This is a genomic window from Iodobacter violaceini, assembly GCF_011601265.1.
Taxonomy (GTDB): Bacteria; Pseudomonadota; Gammaproteobacteria; order Burkholderiales; family Chitinibacteraceae; genus Iodobacter; species Iodobacter violaceini.
In genome coordinates this window covers 109174-127728 of the sequence record NZ_JAAOLX010000012.1, presented here as the reverse complement: position 1 = coordinate 127728, position 18555 = coordinate 109174, and the positions used below count along the sequence as shown (strand labels likewise).

The 18555-nt window shown below is 48.9% G+C and carries 18 protein-coding genes; 16 read left to right on the top strand and 2 right to left on the bottom strand.

Going from position 1 to position 18555, the window contains the following annotated elements:
- On the bottom strand, nucleotides 1-3502 hold a 3502-nt coding region (locus tag HA050_RS19115), incomplete at its 3' end, for a retention module-containing protein (RefSeq protein WP_166829798.1).
- A 304-nt stretch (nucleotides 3503-3806) separates the two neighbouring features.
- A complete protein-coding gene (locus HA050_RS19110) occupies nucleotides 3807-4277 on the bottom strand; it encodes a NanQ anomerase/TabA/YiaL family protein (protein ID WP_166829796.1) in 471 nt (156 codons plus the stop codon).
- 239 nt (nucleotides 4278-4516) lie between these two features.
- Between HA050_RS19110 and HA050_RS19105 the strand changes: the two genes are divergently transcribed.
- The 16 genes from HA050_RS19105 (at nucleotide 4517) to HA050_RS19030 (ending at nucleotide 18463) form a co-directional block, all read left to right on the top strand.
- A complete protein-coding gene (locus HA050_RS19105) occupies nucleotides 4517-5365 on the top strand; it encodes a PA4780 family RIO1-like protein kinase (protein ID WP_099396313.1) in 849 nt (282 codons plus the stop codon).
- A gap of 11 nt (nucleotides 5366-5376) precedes the next feature.
- On the top strand, nucleotides 5377-5844 hold the full coding sequence (locus HA050_RS19100; protein ID WP_166829793.1) for a GNAT family N-acetyltransferase: 468 nt from the start codon (nucleotides 5377-5379) through the stop codon (nucleotides 5842-5844).
- Between the two features lie 85 nt (nucleotides 5845-5929).
- A complete protein-coding gene (locus tag HA050_RS19095; protein WP_166829791.1) occupies nucleotides 5930-6934 on the top strand; it encodes a hypothetical protein in 1005 nt (334 codons plus the stop codon).
- Between the two features lie 336 nt (nucleotides 6935-7270).
- Nucleotides 7271-8959 (top strand): single-stranded-DNA-specific exonuclease RecJ, encoded by a 1689-nt coding sequence (gene recJ / locus HA050_RS19090; protein ID WP_166829789.1) that lies wholly within the window; start codon nucleotides 7271-7273, stop codon nucleotides 8957-8959.
- 224 nt (nucleotides 8960-9183) lie between these two features.
- Nucleotides 9184-11247: a lamin tail domain-containing protein gene (locus HA050_RS19085; protein WP_166829785.1), complete on the top strand. Its 2064-nt coding sequence runs from the start codon at nucleotides 9184-9186 to the stop codon at nucleotides 11245-11247.
- A 348-nt stretch (nucleotides 11248-11595) separates the two neighbouring features.
- A complete protein-coding gene (locus HA050_RS19080; RefSeq protein WP_166829783.1) occupies nucleotides 11596-12690 on the top strand; it encodes an HlyD family type I secretion periplasmic adaptor subunit in 1095 nt (364 codons plus the stop codon).
- Complete coding sequence (locus HA050_RS19075) at nucleotides 12687-12827, top strand: hypothetical protein (protein ID WP_166829781.1); 141 nt, start codon at nucleotides 12687-12689, stop codon at nucleotides 12825-12827. The genes HA050_RS19080 and HA050_RS19075 overlap by 4 nt, the downstream gene beginning before the upstream one ends.
- Nucleotides 12828-12953: 126 nt before the next feature.
- Nucleotides 12954-13157, top strand: coding sequence for a hypothetical protein (locus HA050_RS19070; protein ID WP_166829778.1), 204 nt, complete (start codon nucleotides 12954-12956; stop codon nucleotides 13155-13157).
- Between the two features lie 110 nt (nucleotides 13158-13267).
- Nucleotides 13268-13486 carry a hypothetical protein gene (locus HA050_RS19065; protein WP_205836509.1) on the top strand — a complete coding sequence of 73 codons (219 nt, stop codon included), beginning with the start codon at nucleotides 13268-13270 and terminating at the stop codon, nucleotides 13484-13486.
- A 55-nt stretch (nucleotides 13487-13541) separates the two neighbouring features.
- Nucleotides 13542-13787: a hypothetical protein gene (locus HA050_RS19060; protein ID WP_166829774.1), complete on the top strand. Its 246-nt coding sequence runs from the start codon at nucleotides 13542-13544 to the stop codon at nucleotides 13785-13787.
- Nucleotides 13788-13823: 36 nt separating this feature from the next.
- Nucleotides 13824-14348, top strand: coding sequence for an REP-associated tyrosine transposase (locus HA050_RS19055; RefSeq protein WP_166829771.1), 525 nt, complete (start codon nucleotides 13824-13826; stop codon nucleotides 14346-14348).
- Nucleotides 14349-14518: 170 nt separating this feature from the next.
- Nucleotides 14519-15052: a hypothetical protein gene (locus HA050_RS19050; protein WP_166829768.1), complete on the top strand. Its 534-nt coding sequence runs from the start codon at nucleotides 14519-14521 to the stop codon at nucleotides 15050-15052.
- A complete protein-coding gene (locus HA050_RS19045) occupies nucleotides 15049-15186 on the top strand; it encodes a hypothetical protein (RefSeq protein ID WP_166829543.1) in 138 nt (45 codons plus the stop codon). Before HA050_RS19050 ends, HA050_RS19045 begins: the two co-directional genes overlap by 4 nt.
- A gap of 56 nt (nucleotides 15187-15242) precedes the next feature.
- Complete coding sequence (locus HA050_RS22210; protein WP_308418918.1) at nucleotides 15243-15572, top strand: REP-associated tyrosine transposase; 330 nt, start codon at nucleotides 15243-15245, stop codon at nucleotides 15570-15572.
- Between the two features lie 406 nt (nucleotides 15573-15978).
- Nucleotides 15979-17913: a lamin tail domain-containing protein gene (locus tag HA050_RS19035; protein WP_166829765.1), complete on the top strand. Its 1935-nt coding sequence runs from the start codon at nucleotides 15979-15981 to the stop codon at nucleotides 17911-17913.
- Complete coding sequence (locus tag HA050_RS19030) at nucleotides 17903-18463, top strand: hypothetical protein (protein ID WP_166829762.1); 561 nt, start codon at nucleotides 17903-17905, stop codon at nucleotides 18461-18463. The genes HA050_RS19035 and HA050_RS19030 overlap by 11 nt, the downstream gene beginning before the upstream one ends.
- The last annotated feature ends 92 nt before the right edge of the window (nucleotides 18464-18555 follow it).

The window sequence follows — 18555 nt, the reverse complement described above, 5'->3', positions numbered from 1 at the left end:
TTACAACCACGTTCGAAGTCGTGCCATCGGCAGACTTAACGGTAAAGGTTTCAGTCTTAGTTTCGCCTTCTGCCAAGGCCTGAACGTTGGCTGCAGCGTTGTTCAGAACATAAGTCCACTTTCCATCGGTGCCAATGCTGAACTTACCGTAAGTGCCGTCAGTGTCAGTCTGAGCCTGGAAGCTGGATTGGCCTGCGTCCTTATCATTCACCAGCAATGTGCCGCCGGTCGTCAGCGTTGTATCTTCTTTGACCTGGCCCGCATCGTCACCTGGCTTATTAGGTGTGATCACTGCTGCATCATTTGTGCCGACCACAGTTACAACCACGTTCGAAGTCGTGCCATCGGCAGACTTAACGGTAAAGGTTTCAGTCTTAGTTTCGCCTTCTGCCAAGGCCTGAACGTTGGCTGCAGCGTTGTTCAGAACATAAGTCCACTTTCCATCCGTGCTAATGCTGAACTTACCGTAAGTGCCGTCAGTGTCAGTCTGAGCCTGGAAGCTGGATTGGCCTGCGTCCTTATCATTCACCAGCAGGGTGCCGCTGGTAGTCAGAACGGTGTCTTCTTTAACCTGGCCCGCATCGTCACCTGGCTTATTCGGTGTGATCACTGCAGCATCATTCGTGCCGACAACCGTCACCACAACACTGGAAGTCGTGCCATCAGCCGATTTAACGGTAAAGGTTTCAGTCTTAGTTTCGCCTTCTGCCAAGGCCTGAACATTGGCCGCAGCGTTGTTCAGAACATAAGTCCACTTACCATCGGTGCCAATGCTGAACTTACCGTAAGTACCGTTGGTGTCTGTCTGTGCCTGGAAGCTGGACTGACCTGCGTCTTTATCATTCACCAGCAATGTGCCGCCGGTCGTCAGCGTTGTATCTTCTTTGACAGAGCCAGCATCGTCACCCGGTTTGCTTGGGGTGATCACGGCCTTGTCGTCCAGACCCTGCACATCGATGGTGATGGTGGTTTTGGTGCCGTCGCTCAGTACAACATCGAAGGATTCGGTTTTGGTTTCGCCGGTTTTAAGGGCTTGCACATTATCCGCATCGTTATTCAGCGTGTAAGTCCACTTGCCATCGCTGCCCAGCGTCAACTTGCCGTAAGTGCCCGCTGCATCGGTTTGAGCCACAAAGCTCGCGCCGCCGGTGGCAGTCAGCGTGCCGCTGCTGCTTTGCACGGTGTCTTCTTGCACCGCGCCGTGGCCGACGGTGGCGGTTTCATTTGTGCCGTTAACGGCGACGGTAATCGTGCTTTCCGTACCATCCGCCGATTTAACGGTGAAGGTTTCAGTCTTCACATCGCCGTCTTTCAATGCCTGAACAACTGGATCGTTATTGTTCAGCGTGTAAGTCCACTTGCCATCGGTACCAATGCTGAACTTACCGTAAGTACCATCGGTATCCGTCTGCGCCTGGAAGCTGGATTGGCCAGCATCCTTGTCATTAACAAGCAGCGTGCCGCCGGTAGTCAGCGTCGTATCTTCTTTGACAGAGCCTGCATCATCGCCTGGCTGATTCGGTGTGATCACTGCTGCATCATTCGTGCCGACAACAGTCACAACAACACTTGAAGTTGTGCCATCAGCCGATTTAACGGTAAAGGTCTCGGTCTTGGTTTCGCCCTCAGCCAAGGCCTGAACATTAGCTGCTGCGTTGTTCAGCACGTAAGTCCACTTACCATCCGTGCCAATGCTGAACTTCCCGTAAGTACCATCGGTATCCGTCTGCGCCTGGAAGCTGGATTGGCCAGCATCTTTGTCGTTAACCAGCAGCGTGCCGCTGGTAGTCAGAACGGTGTCTTCTTTAACCTGGCCTGCGTCATCGCCTGGTTTGCTTGGGGTGATTTCCGCTGCATCATCTTTACCATTGATGGTGATGACGACATTGTGCTTGGTGCCGTCAAGCGACTCTACAACGTATGTTTTATTCAGGCTGTCTTTGTCGCTCAGGCTCTGCACTTCATTGGCGGAGTTATCCAGTGTGAACGACCAAGTGCCATCTTTTGCAATGCTGAAGGTGCCGTATTCGTTGGTCACCGTTTGTGGCTTCATTTCTGACTGGCCGGCATCTTTATCAATAACCGTCAGCTTGCCGTTGGCAATCAGTACACCGTCTTCCTGCACGGTGCCCTGGTCATTGCCGCTGATATTTGCCGGGTCGTCAGCAGGGGTGATGCCTACATCGACTGTGATGACGGCTGTGCCGCCTTTGCCATCGCTCACGGTAACAGTAAAGCTGTCTTGACCGTTGTAATCAGGCGCAGGAGTGTATTCGTAGCTGCCGTCAGGTTTTACGGTAACTGTGCCGTGTGCAGGCTGATCTTTGGCAGTAAAGGTGAGCGGATCGCCATCTTTATCTGTAGCCACCAGCTTGCCAGTGATGGGGGTGTCTTCAGGTGTGGTGATGGCCTGATTGGTGCCAACGGGCGCGTCGTTTACCGGGTCAACTGTGACATTTACAGTGATAATGGCCGTGCCGCCTTTGCCGTCGTTTACGGTAACCGTAAAGCTGTCTTTGCCGTTGTAATCCGGGGCAGGGGTGTAGATATAGCTGCCATCAGGGTTGACGGTGACTGTGCCATGGGTAGGCTGATCTTTGGGAGTAAAGGTCAGGGTGTCGCCATCGGGGTCGGTAGCGCTTACTTTGCCTGCAATCGGGGTGTCTTCTTTGGTGCTGATTTGAACCGGTACAGTCAGCGGATTGCCATTGCTGTCTGTAGGCTGAGGTAAATCATTAACCGGGGTAACGGTAACTGCAACGGTGGCCGTGCTGCTTGTGCCATTTGCATCGGTAATCGTGTAAGTAATTTGGTCATTGCCGTTGAAATTGGCATTGGGTTTGTAGCTTAAAGTACCGTCCGGATTAATACTGACCGTACCATTATTAGCAACGGCGGTATTTACTTTTAAGTTGTTGCCAATGTCATTGCCCAGCACATTGATGCGGCTTTCGCCGTCTTCTTCAAGAGTAACTGCATCATTTACGGCTTGAATGCCCGGCTGAACCGTGCCCGGATTTACGGGTAAGTCTGTTGCTGCAAAGTTGTTGTTGCCAAAATTAAAGGCCAGTGGTTCAACTCCTTCAGCAATCCGTAACAGCTGTACGAACGAGTGGCCTTCACTTGCGCCTGTGCCATTTAAACCTGCTGCGGTGGCCTCTAATTCAGTGCTTAAGTCTTGACCATTTGCAATTGCAGCGGCAATTTTTGCAGTGGATTCGGCTAAATCACTGATGGCTGCGTTGGCGGAATCCGCCGGAGCGGTATTCAGTATCTGCGCATCGATTTGCACTGTGCGGGCCGGGCCGATATCAACGAGCTCGCCATCAGGCAGCTGCAGCTGAACATGGCCATCATTGGAGGTCACTAAAACCTGCTGTTCATCAATTTTCTGGCCGGGCTGGAGTGGGACAGTTTTTCCACTTTCGTCGCGAAGGTAAGCTTTACCGTCAATATGAACGATTGTAGCGTGCGCTTTAGTGGTATTAGTCTGTTCGGCCATGAGGTATTAACCAGAAAATGAGGGAATTGAGCCAGCATATAGAGCTTTAGTAAGCTCTAATACTGTACTGAAGTACAGTGTCTTGGGTCGCTGTGGCTGATATCACTCATGAACGGTGATTATTTGGCATTAATTGATTAGAAATAACGATAGTTATGCCATTTTTTATAAGGCTTTTGTTTTGTAAGTTACTGTTTTTATAAGTGATTTAGCGGGGTTGTCTGCTGTTTGTAAGTGTAGGGCCGCTGGGGGTAAATTAAGCAGAGCATCCTGACTTGATCTCTGCCCTGGTGGTGATCTGTGCTTAAGCCTCAGTGATTAGCTCTTTAGCGATCTTGATGACTACTTTTTTTATGGCCACGGGCTGATGGCTTGCGCGGCAAGGTTTGTGCAGCTCGCCTGGGTAGAAAATGGCAAACATGCCCGGTGTGAGATAAAGCCGGGATTCGCCTTCTATAGGCGCCACAAAGGCAATATCTCTTTCTAAAAGCTGATCGTGGGTTTTGGCCAGCGCCTCATTGGCCGGGGCGTAGCCGATCAGCTCTTCGCCTTCATATAAATACTGAATATCAATATAGCGGGCATGAAACTCGGGCTTGCCGCCATCCCATGGCTGCGTAAGCGGTGTTTGTACCAAAGCAAACATCCGTTCGCCATCAATAGGATAGCGGCCGGTTTCCATACAGGAAAAATCTGTGTTGCGCAGATATTGGAGTGCGGTTTCTATAGCGGCGGGCAGGGGCAAGCCAGCTTGATGCAAATGGCCCAGATACATAGTGTTCTCGTTGCTTTATGGAATGTGCGCATTATATCTGAGTGATTTTGCCCACGATGAGAATAAGGCCGATTGCAAGATGCTTAATCATGGCGTAATCTTTTTTGATGTGCATGTTTTGTGTCAGCTTAGTGTTGGATATTCACATGTTAAAAAACCTTTTTGGCCCCGATCTTTGCGCTAAAAGCGAATTTATGGCATAAGGCACACTGCTGTTTGCTTATACCGGACTTTGGAAAATGAAAACCCCGAAAAGATTAGAACCGCTTGTTCAGAATGGACTTGTTGATGAAGTACTCCGCCAGCTGATGAGTGGCAAAGAAGCCGTGGTTTACGTAGTGCGCTGTGGCGACGATGTTCGCTGCGCCAAGGTTTACAAAGAAGCGAATCAGCGTAGCTTTAAACAAAATGCGGCTTACCAGGAAGGGCGTAAGGTTCGGGGCTCACGTGATGCCCGTGCGATGGAAAAAGGCAGCCGTTATGGCCGCAAAATGGCTGAAGAAGTCTGGCAAACTGCTGAAGTGGATGCCTTGCACCGCTTAGCCGCAGCAGGCGTGCGCGTGCCCACCCCATATAACTGCTTTGAAGGCGTGCTCCTGATGGAGCTGGTTACCGATGCCGCAGGCCATGCTGCCCCACGATTAAATGATGTTGTGCTGAGCCATTCAGTGGCTTTGGCTTATCACGCCATGCTGATTAAGCAAGTGGTATTAATGCTTTGCGCTGGTGTGATTCATGGCGACTTATCCGAATACAATATTCTGGTTGATGCAGATGGCCCGGTGATTATTGATTTGCCACAGGCCGTAGATGCGGCAGGCAATAACAGCGCCTTTAGCATGCTGGAGCGCGATGTGGGTAATCTGGCCACTTACTTTGGCCAGTTTGCTCCGGAGTTACTGAATACAGATTACGCATTTGAGATCTGGAGCCACTACGAGAAAGGCGAGCTGCATCCTGATGTTGTGCTGACTGGCCGCGCCCGCCGCAGCGAGAAAAAAGCCGATGTACGTGGCCTGATGCGTGAAATTGACAGTGTGAAAGAAGAAGAACTCAACCGCCGCCGCTTTCAGCTGGAAGAAGATTAAGATTGAAAAAAATGCTTTTGAATACCCGCCCGGCAGTGCCCTCTGATATTGCAGAGTGTATTGTCATCAGAGGCAAGACGCGGGAAAACGCGATTTCTAAAACCCGCTTAGCTGAGCTTGGCATTACCGAAGCGTCATGGGCTGCTCAAGTCGAATCCGGCGAATTGCCGGGTCGCATTTGTCTTGTTGAAGGGCAGATGGCTGGCTATTGTTTTGGTTCCGTAAGTACAGGCGAAATTGTGGTCTTAGCGCTGTTGCCAGATTATGAAAACCAGGGAATGGGCAAAGCGCTGTTGCAAAGCGTGATGTCAGATTTGAAAGCACTGGGTCACGCCCGGCTTTTTCTTGGCTGCGCTGCCGATCCTGAAGTAAGGTCCTTTGGCTTTTACAGGCATTTGGGCTGGCGCTCCACAGGTCAGTGTGATGAATATGGTGATGAAGTGCTTGAGTATGTTTTTGCAACGAGCATTCAGGTCTGATTATTCAATCTGGCGTTTTTATTTTTAGGGTGGCTGCTCACCGCCCTCAGTGCCTCCTGCTCACATCTTGTCGTAAAATCCCCTTATGTCACTTCATTTTGTTATTTCTTACGCCGACTGGCCCGATTCGGATCAGTGCCGCTTTATTACCACCGGCCTGGATTTGCCCGCAGCGGCGCTGCTGTGCGGCCGGGGTGAACGCCTGCCTGCGCACAAGCAAACAGTAGAGGCGTGGCTGGCAGGGCGGTTTGGTATGGATCATTTGCCTGCGGCAGCTTTAACGCTGGGTTTAGATCAGCCAGCAGCTAAGGCGGGCTTTTGGCTCAGAGCCGATCCGGTGCATCTAAAAATTGAGCGGGATGGGCTGCTGCTGTTTGATGCACACCATTTTCAAATTACTCAGGCCGAGGCTGATGCGCTGGTGGCGGGCTTAAATAGCGTATTTAAGGACGATGGCATGCTGTTTGTGGCTGCCACGCCAACACGCTGGTATCTGCGCTTGCCAAGCGATCCGCAGCTGACATGGACATCGCTTGATGCTGCCATTGGCCGCGATATCAATACGCTTTTGCCCAAGGGCAAGGACGCGCTGCAGTGGCACCGTCTGCTGAATGAAATTCAGATGTATCTCTATACCCATGCGGTGAACGATAAACGCAGCGACGCACAAACCATCAATAGCCTCTGGCTGTGGGGTGGCTCTGATTACCCTGTTGCGGATACACCCGTCGTGCCTGGTGTGCCGGTTTATGCGGATGATTTACTGCTGCGTGGCCTGATGCATATTGGTGGCTCAGATGTGCAGCCATTGCCTGCCAGCGCCGCAGCACTGCCTGGGGGGGACGCATTAGTGATGCTCAATCACCTTCGCCTTGGGGCCTGTTATGGCAATGCCCACGATTGGCGGGAAGGCTGGCTTGCATTAGAAAAAGACTGGTTTGCGCCGCTCCTGGCAGATTTAAAATCGGGCAAGCGTAAATCACTGGCGATTACCTTTCCCGAACTGGGCCTCGCTCTGCAAACAGACCGATCCTTACGCTGGAAAATCTGGCAAAAGCCAAAATTACCATGGGGTTTTGCTTCGGGCTAAAAAAGTCTGCAGGCACAAAACAAATTAAGAGCACAGAGAAAATCTAAGGGCTTAACTTATTTAGATTTTAATTTGAGTCTTAAAAGATTTTAAAGGGTTAGCTCCGTCTTAGAGGGGGACAAAACTATTTACTTAAGCAAAATAGTGAGGCACGATTTTTCGCAGCTTGGCTTACGCAATAAAGCTGCTAACCCAAGCTATGAATTCAGTTTAAGTAAATAGGATTGGCTGAGGGATACCCTTGGTTTTTTTCCCTGTCTGCTTTCAAACGCCAAGTTCTCTGTGCCCACAGAAGTTCGTTTTAGAAGTTTTTATACCCGTCACTTTGAGTCAGCCATGACCATCATTTCCCCCCGTATTGTTCCATCCGCCGCCGAATCTTTGCTTTGCGAGCAAGGCTTGTCACCGCTAGAGGCGCGTTTGTATGCTGCTCGCGGCATTGCCAACCGATCCGAGCTGGAGCACGAGCTGGCACACCTGCTGCCCTTTCATGGCTTAAAAAATATCACCGGGACAGGCAAGCGCCTGGCAGATGCGATTGCCGCCAAAGAGCGCATTCTGATCGTGGCCGATTACGATGCCGATGGTGCAACGGCTTGCGCCGTGGGGATGAAGGGTCTTGCCATGCTGGGCGCGATGGTGGATTTTGTGGTGCCAAATCGCTTTGAATATGGCTATGGCCTTACGCCGGAAATCGTTGAGCTGGCGGCACAGAAATCACCCGATTTAATCCTCACCGTAGATAACGGCATCGCCAGTGTGGCAGGAGTGGCCGCAGCACAGGCGCGGGGAATCGATGTGCTGATTACCGATCACCACTTACCTGGCGATGAATTGCCCGCCACGCTGATTGTGAACCCCAATCAGCCGGGCTGCACTTTTGCTAGTAAAAATCTGGCCGGTGTGGGGGTGATGTTTTATGTGCTGATGGCGCTGCGGGCGGAGCTGCGCGAGCGGCAGGTTTTTGCGGGTATTAAAGAGCCAAATCTCGCCACCTTGCTGGATTTAGTCGCGCTGGGCACGGTGGCCGATGTGGTGAGGCTGGATGGCAATAATCGCATTCTGGTGGAGCAGGGCTTAAAGCGCATGCGGGCAGGGCGGGCCAGTGCCGGTGTACTGGCCTTGTTTACGGCGGCGGGGCGTTTGCCATACAAGGCTTCTTGCTTTGATCTGGGCTTTACCTTGGGGCCAAGGCTGAATGCGGCAGGGCGTCTGGATGATATGAGCCTGGGCATCGCCTGCCTTTTGGCGGATTCAGAAGCAGCTGCCACACCGCTCGCCAAAGAGCTGGATGGCATGAACCGCGAGCGGCGCGAGATTGAAGTGGGCATGCGCGCCGAGGCCGAAGCCATTTTGGCCGGCATAGCTGTAGATGACGCTTACAGCATCAGCCTGTATCAGGGCGACTGGCATCAGGGCGTAGTGGGGATTATTGCTTCCAGAATGAAAGATCGCTTTCACCGCCCAACCATCGTGTTTGCCGATGGCAATGATGATGAAATCAAAGGCTCGGGCCGCTCCATTCCCGGCCTGCATCTGCGCGATGCGCTGGATTTGGTCTCCAAGCGTCACCCCGATTTAATCCTGAAATTTGGCGGCCACGCGATGGCGGCGGGTTTAAGCCTGCGCCAGGCTGACTTTGCACGCTTTAAAACTGCGTTTGAGTTAGCGTGTCACGAGCTAATGAATGCCGACACGCTGGAGCGAAAAATTGAAACCGATGGCGAGCTGGCCACCGAATCTTTTGCACTGGACGTGGCTGAAACGCTGGACAAACAAGTCTGGGGCCAGGGCTTTCCCGCGCCGATGTTTCAGGGCGAATTCACTGTGGTTGAGCAGCGCCTGGTGGGCGAGCGGCATTTAAAGCTTAAACTCGCCAATCCACATGGGCTGGTGCTGGACGCCATGCGCTTTGGCCATGCCGACCCGCTGCCACCCAAAATCATGGCCGTGTACCGCATCGGTGTAAACGAGTTCCGTGGCAACCGCGTAGTGCAGCTGCAAATTGAACATGTGAGCGAATAGCGCTTGGGTGTGTGATGCGGCTTAGCAGTACTGAATGATCGCAGGCGGGTGCAACTCCAGACGCGCTAACCAAATTGTTTTTTCATTAGCAAGCAGCGAATAAGCCTAACAACCAAGCATTCTCGCCAATGATTCCCTGCCAGGCCATCGTCTGTTTGCTATGGTAAAGAGGGGGCGCAGCTATGTGCCAGAGCGTGTTTGGGTGTGAATAAGGGGCTGGCTGAATGAAACCAACTTTGTGGTATTTATTGCTGTTGGTCTTAATCAGTTTAACGGCCTGCGGAGGGGGGGGCGGCGGCTCTTCAGACAGTGTGGCGCCAACGCCTGTTTCGCAAGTTGTAACTGCCACCCCCCTCCCAACAGCGATCCCCACCGCGCAGCCTACTGTTATTCCCAGTGTTACACCCACCGCTATTCCAACCGCCGCACCCCAGCCCACGGCGGTGCCCACTTTTTTACCCAGCTCAAGCCCCAGCCCTACATTAACGCCCACACTGGCCCCGGCTCCCAGCCCTTCGCCCAGCCCTGTTCCAACCTCTGTGCCGGTTACGGCTGCAAATGCGGGCCTGATTATCAGCGAAGTATCCAGCAATGATTTGACCAATGCCGGGGCGTGGGTGGAGATCCATAATCCGGGCAGCAGTGCCGTTTCCCTTATTGGTGTCAGCTTGCGTACCCGATCTGGCCTGCGCTCATCGCCATTTACCGTTTCCAGTGCGCCGGTCAGCTTTAGCCTGCCTGCCGTTACGCTGGCAGCAGGCGGGTATTTAGTGGTGATCGCTAAAATTGACGACAGCGTCAGTGATAACAGCCAGGCGGTGTATATCAGAAATGGCGAAGCCGTGCCCTTTTGGGATGCCAATGGCGCTGCAGAGCTGACTTTTGCAGGGGCCACTTTAGATTTTGTCCGCTTTGGCAGCAGCAGCCATGCGCCACTAAGCAGCGGTGCATGGGCAGGAGCCAATGTGGCCGCCATGCCCGCTACATCGCAAGATTATGGCAAGTCTTTGGTACGGCCTTTTCCGTTGCAAGCCAATAGCAAGAGCGCCGCAGACTGGCTGCAGGTTTCTTTCGCCACGCCCGGCGGGCGCAATGATGTGCCCGCCACAGCAATAGATAGTGATAACGATGGCATCCCTGATAGTGCAGAAGTTGAGGGCGGCACATTTGGCGGCTTAGATTTATTTGCGATGGGAGCAAGGGCGAATCAGCGCGATATCTTTGTACAAGTTGATCATATGATTTCCAGCGATGCCGGCATTACCCCGCGCAAAGAAGCACTGCAAAAAGTAGTGGATGTCTTTGCCGCCAGAGGTTTCAGCATTCATTTTGATACCGGCAGCCTGTATTCCGCCAGTTTTAACCCCGCCTTATTTAATCTGGGTGGCGGGCTTGCAGGCGGATCTAATGCGGTGAGCTATGCCAGATGTTTAACTTTAGACAGCAAAGCAGGCTGCGCCTCTTTATACAGCTATAAATCAGCAAGTTTAGATATCCGGCGCAAAACGATATTTCATTATCTGATTATGGCTAATTCTCAGGAATCGGACGGATCGGCAGGCTCTTCTGGCCTGGCAGAAATTAATGGCAATGATTCCATGGTGACATTAGGCAGCTGGGGGCTATCCAGCGGCTCAGGCAGTAATACCAACTTACTGCTTAATTACCAGGCCAGCACAATTATGCATGAATTGGGCCACAATTTTGGCTTAGAGCATGGCGGTAATGAATCTAATAATTACAAGCCTAATTACTATAGCGTTATGAATTATCTGTATCAATTACCAGGCCTGGGCTCTGATCCTAAAACAAACAGCGCCGTGCAGCGCTATTACTTAAATAATAATGCGCTGGGTTTTAGCTGGGGAAATATTTGCAATATAGACGCCAGTCCCTGCGGCACAGAATATAAAATGGATTACTCCGATGGCAGCGGCATCAGCTTAAATGAAAGCAGCCTGCTTGAATCCGCCATCATTGGCCGGGGAAATAATGGCGGGTTTTATGCCGACTGGAATACCAATAGCACACAAAATGCCAATGCCTATGCAAGAGATATTAATCAGGACGCCAGTTTTTCAGTATTAAGCGATTACAACGACTGGGCCAATCTCAATATAGCCTTTGCCAGGCAAAGCACGGGCAATAGCGGGGCCAGCCTGTTATCAAGGCGCGTATTTATTCCCCTGCGTGTGCTTAGCCAGGACAGGCAAACAACAGCAACTGAGCAGCGCCCTGCTGCAGAGCTGATTCAAATGATAAGTAGCCTTAAACAGAGGGCGCAGTAATTGCCATGCTGGAAGTTGCTTGCACTTGTGTAAGAGTTTGATAGGCTGATTAAGGCGAGGTACATTCTTGAAAATGGCAATAAAATGTTGTTTTGTGTGGGTTTTTAATTGCTTAAAATGACGTATTGCTTTCAGAATTATTGCTTTATTTTCAAATTTTTTGATTTTAGTCTTTTTTTATCTTTGTTTTAAATTGACCGTTTAATTTTCTATGCTTACTATATGCTTTTGAAATGCATATAGTGAAGTAAAGATGAAATATCAAGTTGTCGGCGAGTTACTTACAAAGTACCGACAAATTTTTGCTGGCGCGCTAGTCCCCCTCACCCCGCCGCCCGTATCACCCCCTTGCTCGCTTTTATCCTGATCGCCCTGCTATGGGCCTGCCTTGGCAAGATTGATATTGTGGCCGTGGCACCTGGCAGGTTGATTGTGTCTGACCGCAGTAAAACCATTCAGCCCTTAGAGGCAGGGGTGGTGAAGTCGATTCATGTGCAAGACGGGCAAATGGTAAAAGCGGGGCAGCTGCTGATCGAGCTGGATGGCACCGTCTCAGGTGCAGAAAACATCAAGCAGCAAACCAATCTGCACGATGCAGAGCTAAACGCCCTGCGCGCTAAAGCCTTGCTCGCCGCTTTAGATAGCGGGCAAGCGCCTGTTGTTACTAATGCGGTGGCAGGTAAGGAGCTGCAATCTTTGGAAGCCAGCCGCCTGGCGCTTAGTCAGTGGCAGGAATTACAAGCCAGGCTATCTACCCTGGATAGTGATACTTCACGCAAGCAAGCCGAGCGGGCTGGAGTGCAAGATCAGATCGCTAAGTTTGAGCAAACCTTACCGATTATTAAGCAGCGCGAAAAAGACTTTCAGGACTTGGCGCTGCAAAACATTGTTTCCAAACACGGCGTGCTGGAAAAACAGCAGGCCAGAATAGAGGCCGAGCAAGATTTAGCCAACCAGCGGCATAAAAGATCAGAGTTGGACGCCGCGATTAGCGGCAATGCCCAGCAAAGAATTGCCATTCAGGCAGAGTTTCGCCGCACTCAGCACGATCTGCTTACCCAAGCCAGCGAGCAAGCCCGCTCGTTTACCCAAGATGTGGTTAAAACAGGGCAATTACAAAAGCAAACCCGCCTAACCGCGCCCGTAGCCGGAATCGTGCAGCAACTAGCCGTACACACCGTGGGCGGCGTAGTCACCCCCGCGCAAGCCCTGCTGGTGATTGTGCCGAGGGATGAAGCCGTTGAGGCCGAAGTGGTACTGGAAAACAAAGACATTGGCTTTGTAAATGCCGGGCAGGCCGCCGCTATTAAAATTGAAACCTTTAATTACACCAAACACGGCTTAATTGATGGCCAAGTGAGAAACGTCTCTTTTGATGCCGTGCCTGATGAAAAATTAGGATTGATTTATCAGGCCAGAATTAAATTAAAAAAAATAAAATGAATATAGATGGCAAATGGCTAAAGCTGGCACCGGGAATGGCGGTAACGGTAGAAATTAAAACAGGGCAGCGCAGAATTATTGAATATTTCTTATCGCCACTCATGGCGCATGTTTCAGAAAGTGTAAGGGAGAGGTGATTCTATTTGTTGGCTCTATTGAAGGATAATGTTGTAGATTAATTAAAAAGTATTATTTTATCTTTTTTATATTGGGTAAAAGTAGATATGTCAAATAAATTTCTGATGGTTTTTATGGTGTTTTTCGTGGATATTGTTCAAGCAAGATCCGAATATACACCCCCTGTCGATTTTATTAAGAATATTAGCCGGGTGGAGAACGTAATTGAAGGTGTTGTTGGTCGGGTTGAAGTGGAGGAGATGCTAGGAACAGTGTCGGACCAAAAATTTGCTCCTGCTATTGGGTTGAGTGAATATTGCAATAAAAAAATAGGAAATTTAACGCTATAGTTTATTTTTCATTAAAAAATTATAGAGTTTTAAGAGCTCATTCTTCTGATAAAAAATTAAGTGGAAAGGGGCCGATTTACATATCATTCATGATTTCAAGTGTATGTGAATTGGCGTTGCCAATTATTTCTAGGGAAGGCGTAAATACACTATTTTTAGTTGACAGGTATTATCCTTATAGGAATGGTGTTTTAGCTGTTGCTGGGTGTGAGTTTTTTACGCCTATGGGGCATGAAAATGTTCCTAAGGGGTGGCTGAAGTATGATTATGATTTGCTTGAGTTTATACAAAATCCATCTGTGGCTAGTGAATTATTAAAATTGTTGTGAGATGGTTTTCTTAATTTTAATTGATGTTTAATTTAGAGGTGTTAAATGAATTTTAGTGAAAGTGATATTAAAAAAAATGGGGTCGATTTCTTCTTTACTCTCAAGTAATACGGTAAATTACTCGTTTTCTGACGACATGAGCCTCGCATTGAAGGCGGAGTTAAAGATAGGGTTCCCTGATATTTTTCCTATAGTTACTGGTGGTTATCGTGCATTGTCTGCAATTGAGCGTACTGCTGTTCTAGATATATTTAATGAGTATGAAAAATATTTAGACGTTAAGCACGGTAGGTTGGGCTAAAGTTTTATCAGCCCAACATTTAATAGTGGACACCTCATGCGATATCGAAGAGCAAATATAGGCGGTGCTACTTATTTTTTTACCGTCAACCTTGCCGATAGAAAAAACACTTTATTGGTGGAGAAAATTGATTTGCTGCGTGAAGCAATGCGAAAAATCCGGCAATCTCACCCTTTCGGGATTATTGCATGTGTGGTATTGCCAGATCATTTGCATGCTATTTGGCGCTTACCTCTTGGAGATGCTGATTTCCCATTGCGCTGGGCTTTGATTAAAGCTGCTTTTTCCAGATCGATACCAAAAACTGAGCTTATTCGGCAAAGCAGAAAATTAAAACGTGAGCGTGGAATATGGCAGCGCCGTTATTGGGAACACTTAATTAGAGATGATGACGATTTAGAAAAACATGTCGTGTATATTTATTTCAATCCGGTGAAGCATGGTTATGTCACAAAGGCGGTTGACTGGCCTTATTCATCGATCCATAGGGAGATTCGGCAGGGGAATATAGATAAAAATTGGGGCACGTCTTCTGTCAGTGTTGATCATTATGGCGAGTAAATCGTTGGGCTGATAAAGCTTTAGCCCAACCTGCCGTGCTATGCTTAATGCTCTTAGAGCCAAAGAAAGCGGATTTAACTGTACTCTGACCCCAGTTATTTGTTTTATTTAAAATCATGAATTTTTTAAATAAATTAATAAATTATGACAAATTTTTTTATGGGGGTGGCATGAGTGGAATTATTGTTTTTTCTATTCTTTTTGTTTGGATTTATATCTCTGTACGGCTGAGCCTGTTTATTACCCATTGGCTGCCAGATGTATGGTGGCGAGGTGTGATTTCAACTGTATTGTTTTTTGTATTATTACCTATGCCACTAATGGATGAAATAATTGCAAGAAAACAATTTGAAAAGCTTTGTAAAGAGAATGAATCAACTTATTTTGATAAAGAAGCGGTTGGAAAAACGGTGTATTTAGATTCTAAGCCAGAGATTAAAGTTCAAGGCACCGCAGTGCCTATTGCGTTACACCCGTGGCGATTTATAGATGCAAGCACAAAAGAGCTGCTTGTTAGTTACAACACTTTGCGTGCAGATGGGGGGATTTTACTACGGGTGCTGGGTGTTCCTCCTAGTGATGGGCCAGTGACATTTAAATCAACATGTAGACCTAAAGAGCACGCATCTTCAATTGAAGCATTTAAAGAATTAGGCATTAATTTAATAGATCCGCCAATTAAACAAATCGGAGAACAGAAATGACCATCATTCATGACGCATATATCAACGCATTATTGGCAGACGCAGCTTATGTCAGCACGGTAGGTTGGGCTAAAGTTTTATCAGCCCAACATTTAATAATGGACACCTCATGCGATATCGAAGAACAAATATAGGCGGTGCTACTTAATTTTTTACCGTCAACCTTGCCAATAGAAAAAGCACTTTATTGGTGAAGAAAATTGATTTGCTGCGTGAAGCAATGCGAAAAATCCGGCAATCTCACCCTTTCGGGATTATTGCGTGTGTGGTATTGCCAGATCATTTGCATGCTATTTGGCGCTTACCTGTTGGAGATGCTGATTTCCCATTGCGTTGGGCTTTGATTAAAGCTGCTTTTTCCAGATCGATACCAAAAACTGAGCTTATCCGGCAAAGCAGAAAATTAAAACGTGAGCGTGGAATATGGCAGCGCCGTTATTGGGAACACTTAATTAGAGATGATGACGATTTAGAAAAACATGTTGCGTATATTTACTTCAATCCGGTGAAGCATGGTTAGTCACAAAGGCGGTTGATTGGCCTTATTCATCGATTCATAGGGAGATCTGGCTGGGGAATATAGATAAAAACTGGGGATGTAAAAAATATGGGATTTTTTAAACGAAAATTGCATAGCAGTTGAGCAGTAAAGCAGGCACATTCGTTTGATTTTTATGCCATTGGATTAATTGATGTATATAGGATTGATCAATCATTAGCTTTAGCTGCCATGCAACTAAGCATTATTTGGGTTTTTATTTATGTTTAGTCAGTTTTTAGTAATTTTACACAAGAAAATGATTGGTTCGGTAATGACATTGGTGTAGGCTGCGCAAGCATTAGAAAATCCTTAAACACTGGCCGTGTTTTAGCCGCCACGTATTGGGATAGTACCTTTTTTGACCAGGTCATTTTTGAGAAAGTAAATGAATAACGATCGTTTCCAGCAGTATGGCGTGCGTTTGGCGGGTTTAAGTTTGAGTGTGATATTAGTGGCTTGCGGTGGTGGGGGCGGAGGGGGAGATTCAGGCAGTGCATCTCCTGCTACGACATCTGTGCCGGCTCAGCCCCCCACTTTAGTGCCGACGACGGTTCCGACGCCTGTTCCAACTTTGCCACCTGTAAGCCTGTTACCAACACCCACGCCTGCACCGGGGCCAACTTTAAGCTCAACATTACTTATTAGTGAGGTTTCGAGTAATTATGACACCGGGAAGGGGGCATGGTTAGAGATTTACAATAGCGGTGTTCAGGATGTATCACTGAATGGGGTGAGTTTGCGCACTTCATCATGGTCTGGCTGGACGTCGTTTGATTTGCCTACAACAATGGTGATTAAGCCGGGTGCGTATTTTATTGTGGCGGGCAAAAGTGATGATGCCATGCAGAGTACGGATCAAATTGCTTATGTGAGTAATCAGTCTAAGGTGCCCGATTGGAGTGACAGCGGTGCAATCGAATTAGTTAAAGGCGGCGTAACGCTTGATTTTGTTCGCTTTGGTAATAGCCAGGCTCAGCCATTGACGGCAGGCGCCTGGGCAGGGGGAAATGCTGTAAGTATTCCTTCCTTTGTTTGGGATTATGGCTATTCCCTGGCGCGTACGGAGCTGGTTAAAGGCAATACGCGCAGTGCGCAGGACTGGGCTGTTGTGCCGTTTTCTACCCCTGGTGGCCCTAATGATGTGCCTGCTTATGCCACAGATACTGATAAAGACGGTATCCCGGATAGCGCTGAAGTTGCAGGTGGCACATTTGGGGGGATTGATTATTTTGCAATGGGGGCAAGAGCAAATCAGCCGGATATTTTCATTCAAATTGATCATATGAAGTCGGCAGATTTAGGAATTACCCCCAGGAAAGAAGCGCTGCAAAAAGTGGTGGATGCTTTTAAATTGCGAAATATAGCGGTGCATTTTGATACAGGCAGTTTATATAGTACAAAATTTAGTGCGGCGGATTTTAATCTTGGCGGTAGCCTTTTAAATTCAAGAAATGAAGTGGCGTATCAGTCTTGCCTGGGGATTAATTCATCTGCAGGCTGCGCATCGATTTATGATTATAAAAACCTGAGTATGGATATTCGCCGCAAGCAGGTTTTCCATTACTTATTAATGGCTAATTCACAAGAGCCTGATGGCAGTATGGGGTCTTCTGGTTATGCCGAAGTTGTGGGTAATGACTTTATCGTTACTTTAGGGGGATGGGGTTTAAATGCCGATTCCACTGAGGAAATGAATCAGTTAATCAATTTTCAGGCGGGTACGATTATGCATGAGTTAGGGCATAATTTAGGCTTGAAACATGGCGGTAATGAGGACACAAATAATAAGCCTAATTACTATAGTGTGATGAATTATCTGTACCAGTTACAGGGCCTGGGCTCATCACCCAAATCAATATCGCCTGTAGAGCGTTATTTTTCTCAAATAGAGGCAAATGGTTTTAGTTGGGGTTCACTCTGCAAGCTTGAAGGCGGGCCATGCAGTAATCGTTTCCGGATTGATTATTCCGATGGAACGGGCAGTACTCTTGATGAAAACAGCTTGAATGAAGCGGCCTTAATTGGGCGTGGCCGGTTTGCAGGTGTCTATGCAGATTGGGATTTAGACAATAAACAAAGCACGGTTAATTATGCTTTGGATCTGAATAATGATGGTATTAAAGGGCTTTTGCGTGATCACAATGATTGGGCTAATTTAAATTTAGCTTTTGCACGCGTAGAAAGTGGCAATAGCGGCGTATCCATGCAAAGGAGCAGTAAAGTGGCGATTAATCCAATTCTGAACGATAAGCAGCGCTGGGCGGCTGAAGCTAAGCCATCGGCGGCCTTCTTTGCTGCGATGCGCCATCGTGCGCGCTGACTGGGTTTGGGCCCTGCTGTGTGTGGCAGGGTTTGCTCAGGGGGCTGCGCTGCAGATCAGCGGGGCGAGTGCGATGAAGCCTCTTTCTGGCGAAGTGGAATCGGCCAGGCTGGAGGCGGGGACGGCGTACTTCAGGCTGGCTGAGGGCGAGGCCATGGTTGTGCCTTGGCCGCTGGCCTGGCGCGCCTTGCCTGAAGGTACGCAGCTGCTGGCAGAGCGTGCGCTTCACCCGGCCGGGCCGGTCAGCCGTTTGCGATTACTGAATGGTGATCAGCCGTGGCTGGAAATGATTGCGGGTGGCTACGCTGGCACCGTGGTGCAGGATGGCTGGCGGCTGGGGTTTAAAGAGGGCAAGGCGTTGTTAGTGCTTGGGGACAAAAGCCAGCCATTTTTGAGCAAAATGCGGATGAAAGATCAGGCGGGAGCACGCTGGTGTTTGCGCTTGCTGGCTACGCATGATGCGCCGAAGGTGGCCTCTGGTATGGCTCAGGAAGCGCAAATTAAGGCGGACTGGCTGCGCTATTTGCCACGTAAAGGGCGATGCGAGTGATGTGCGTGGTGATTCACTGATCTAAATGCAGGGGCGGGCACGATGTTGTGCCCGCCCTGCGTATCTCAGTACCTGGGTTTTGTCCCCGGGCC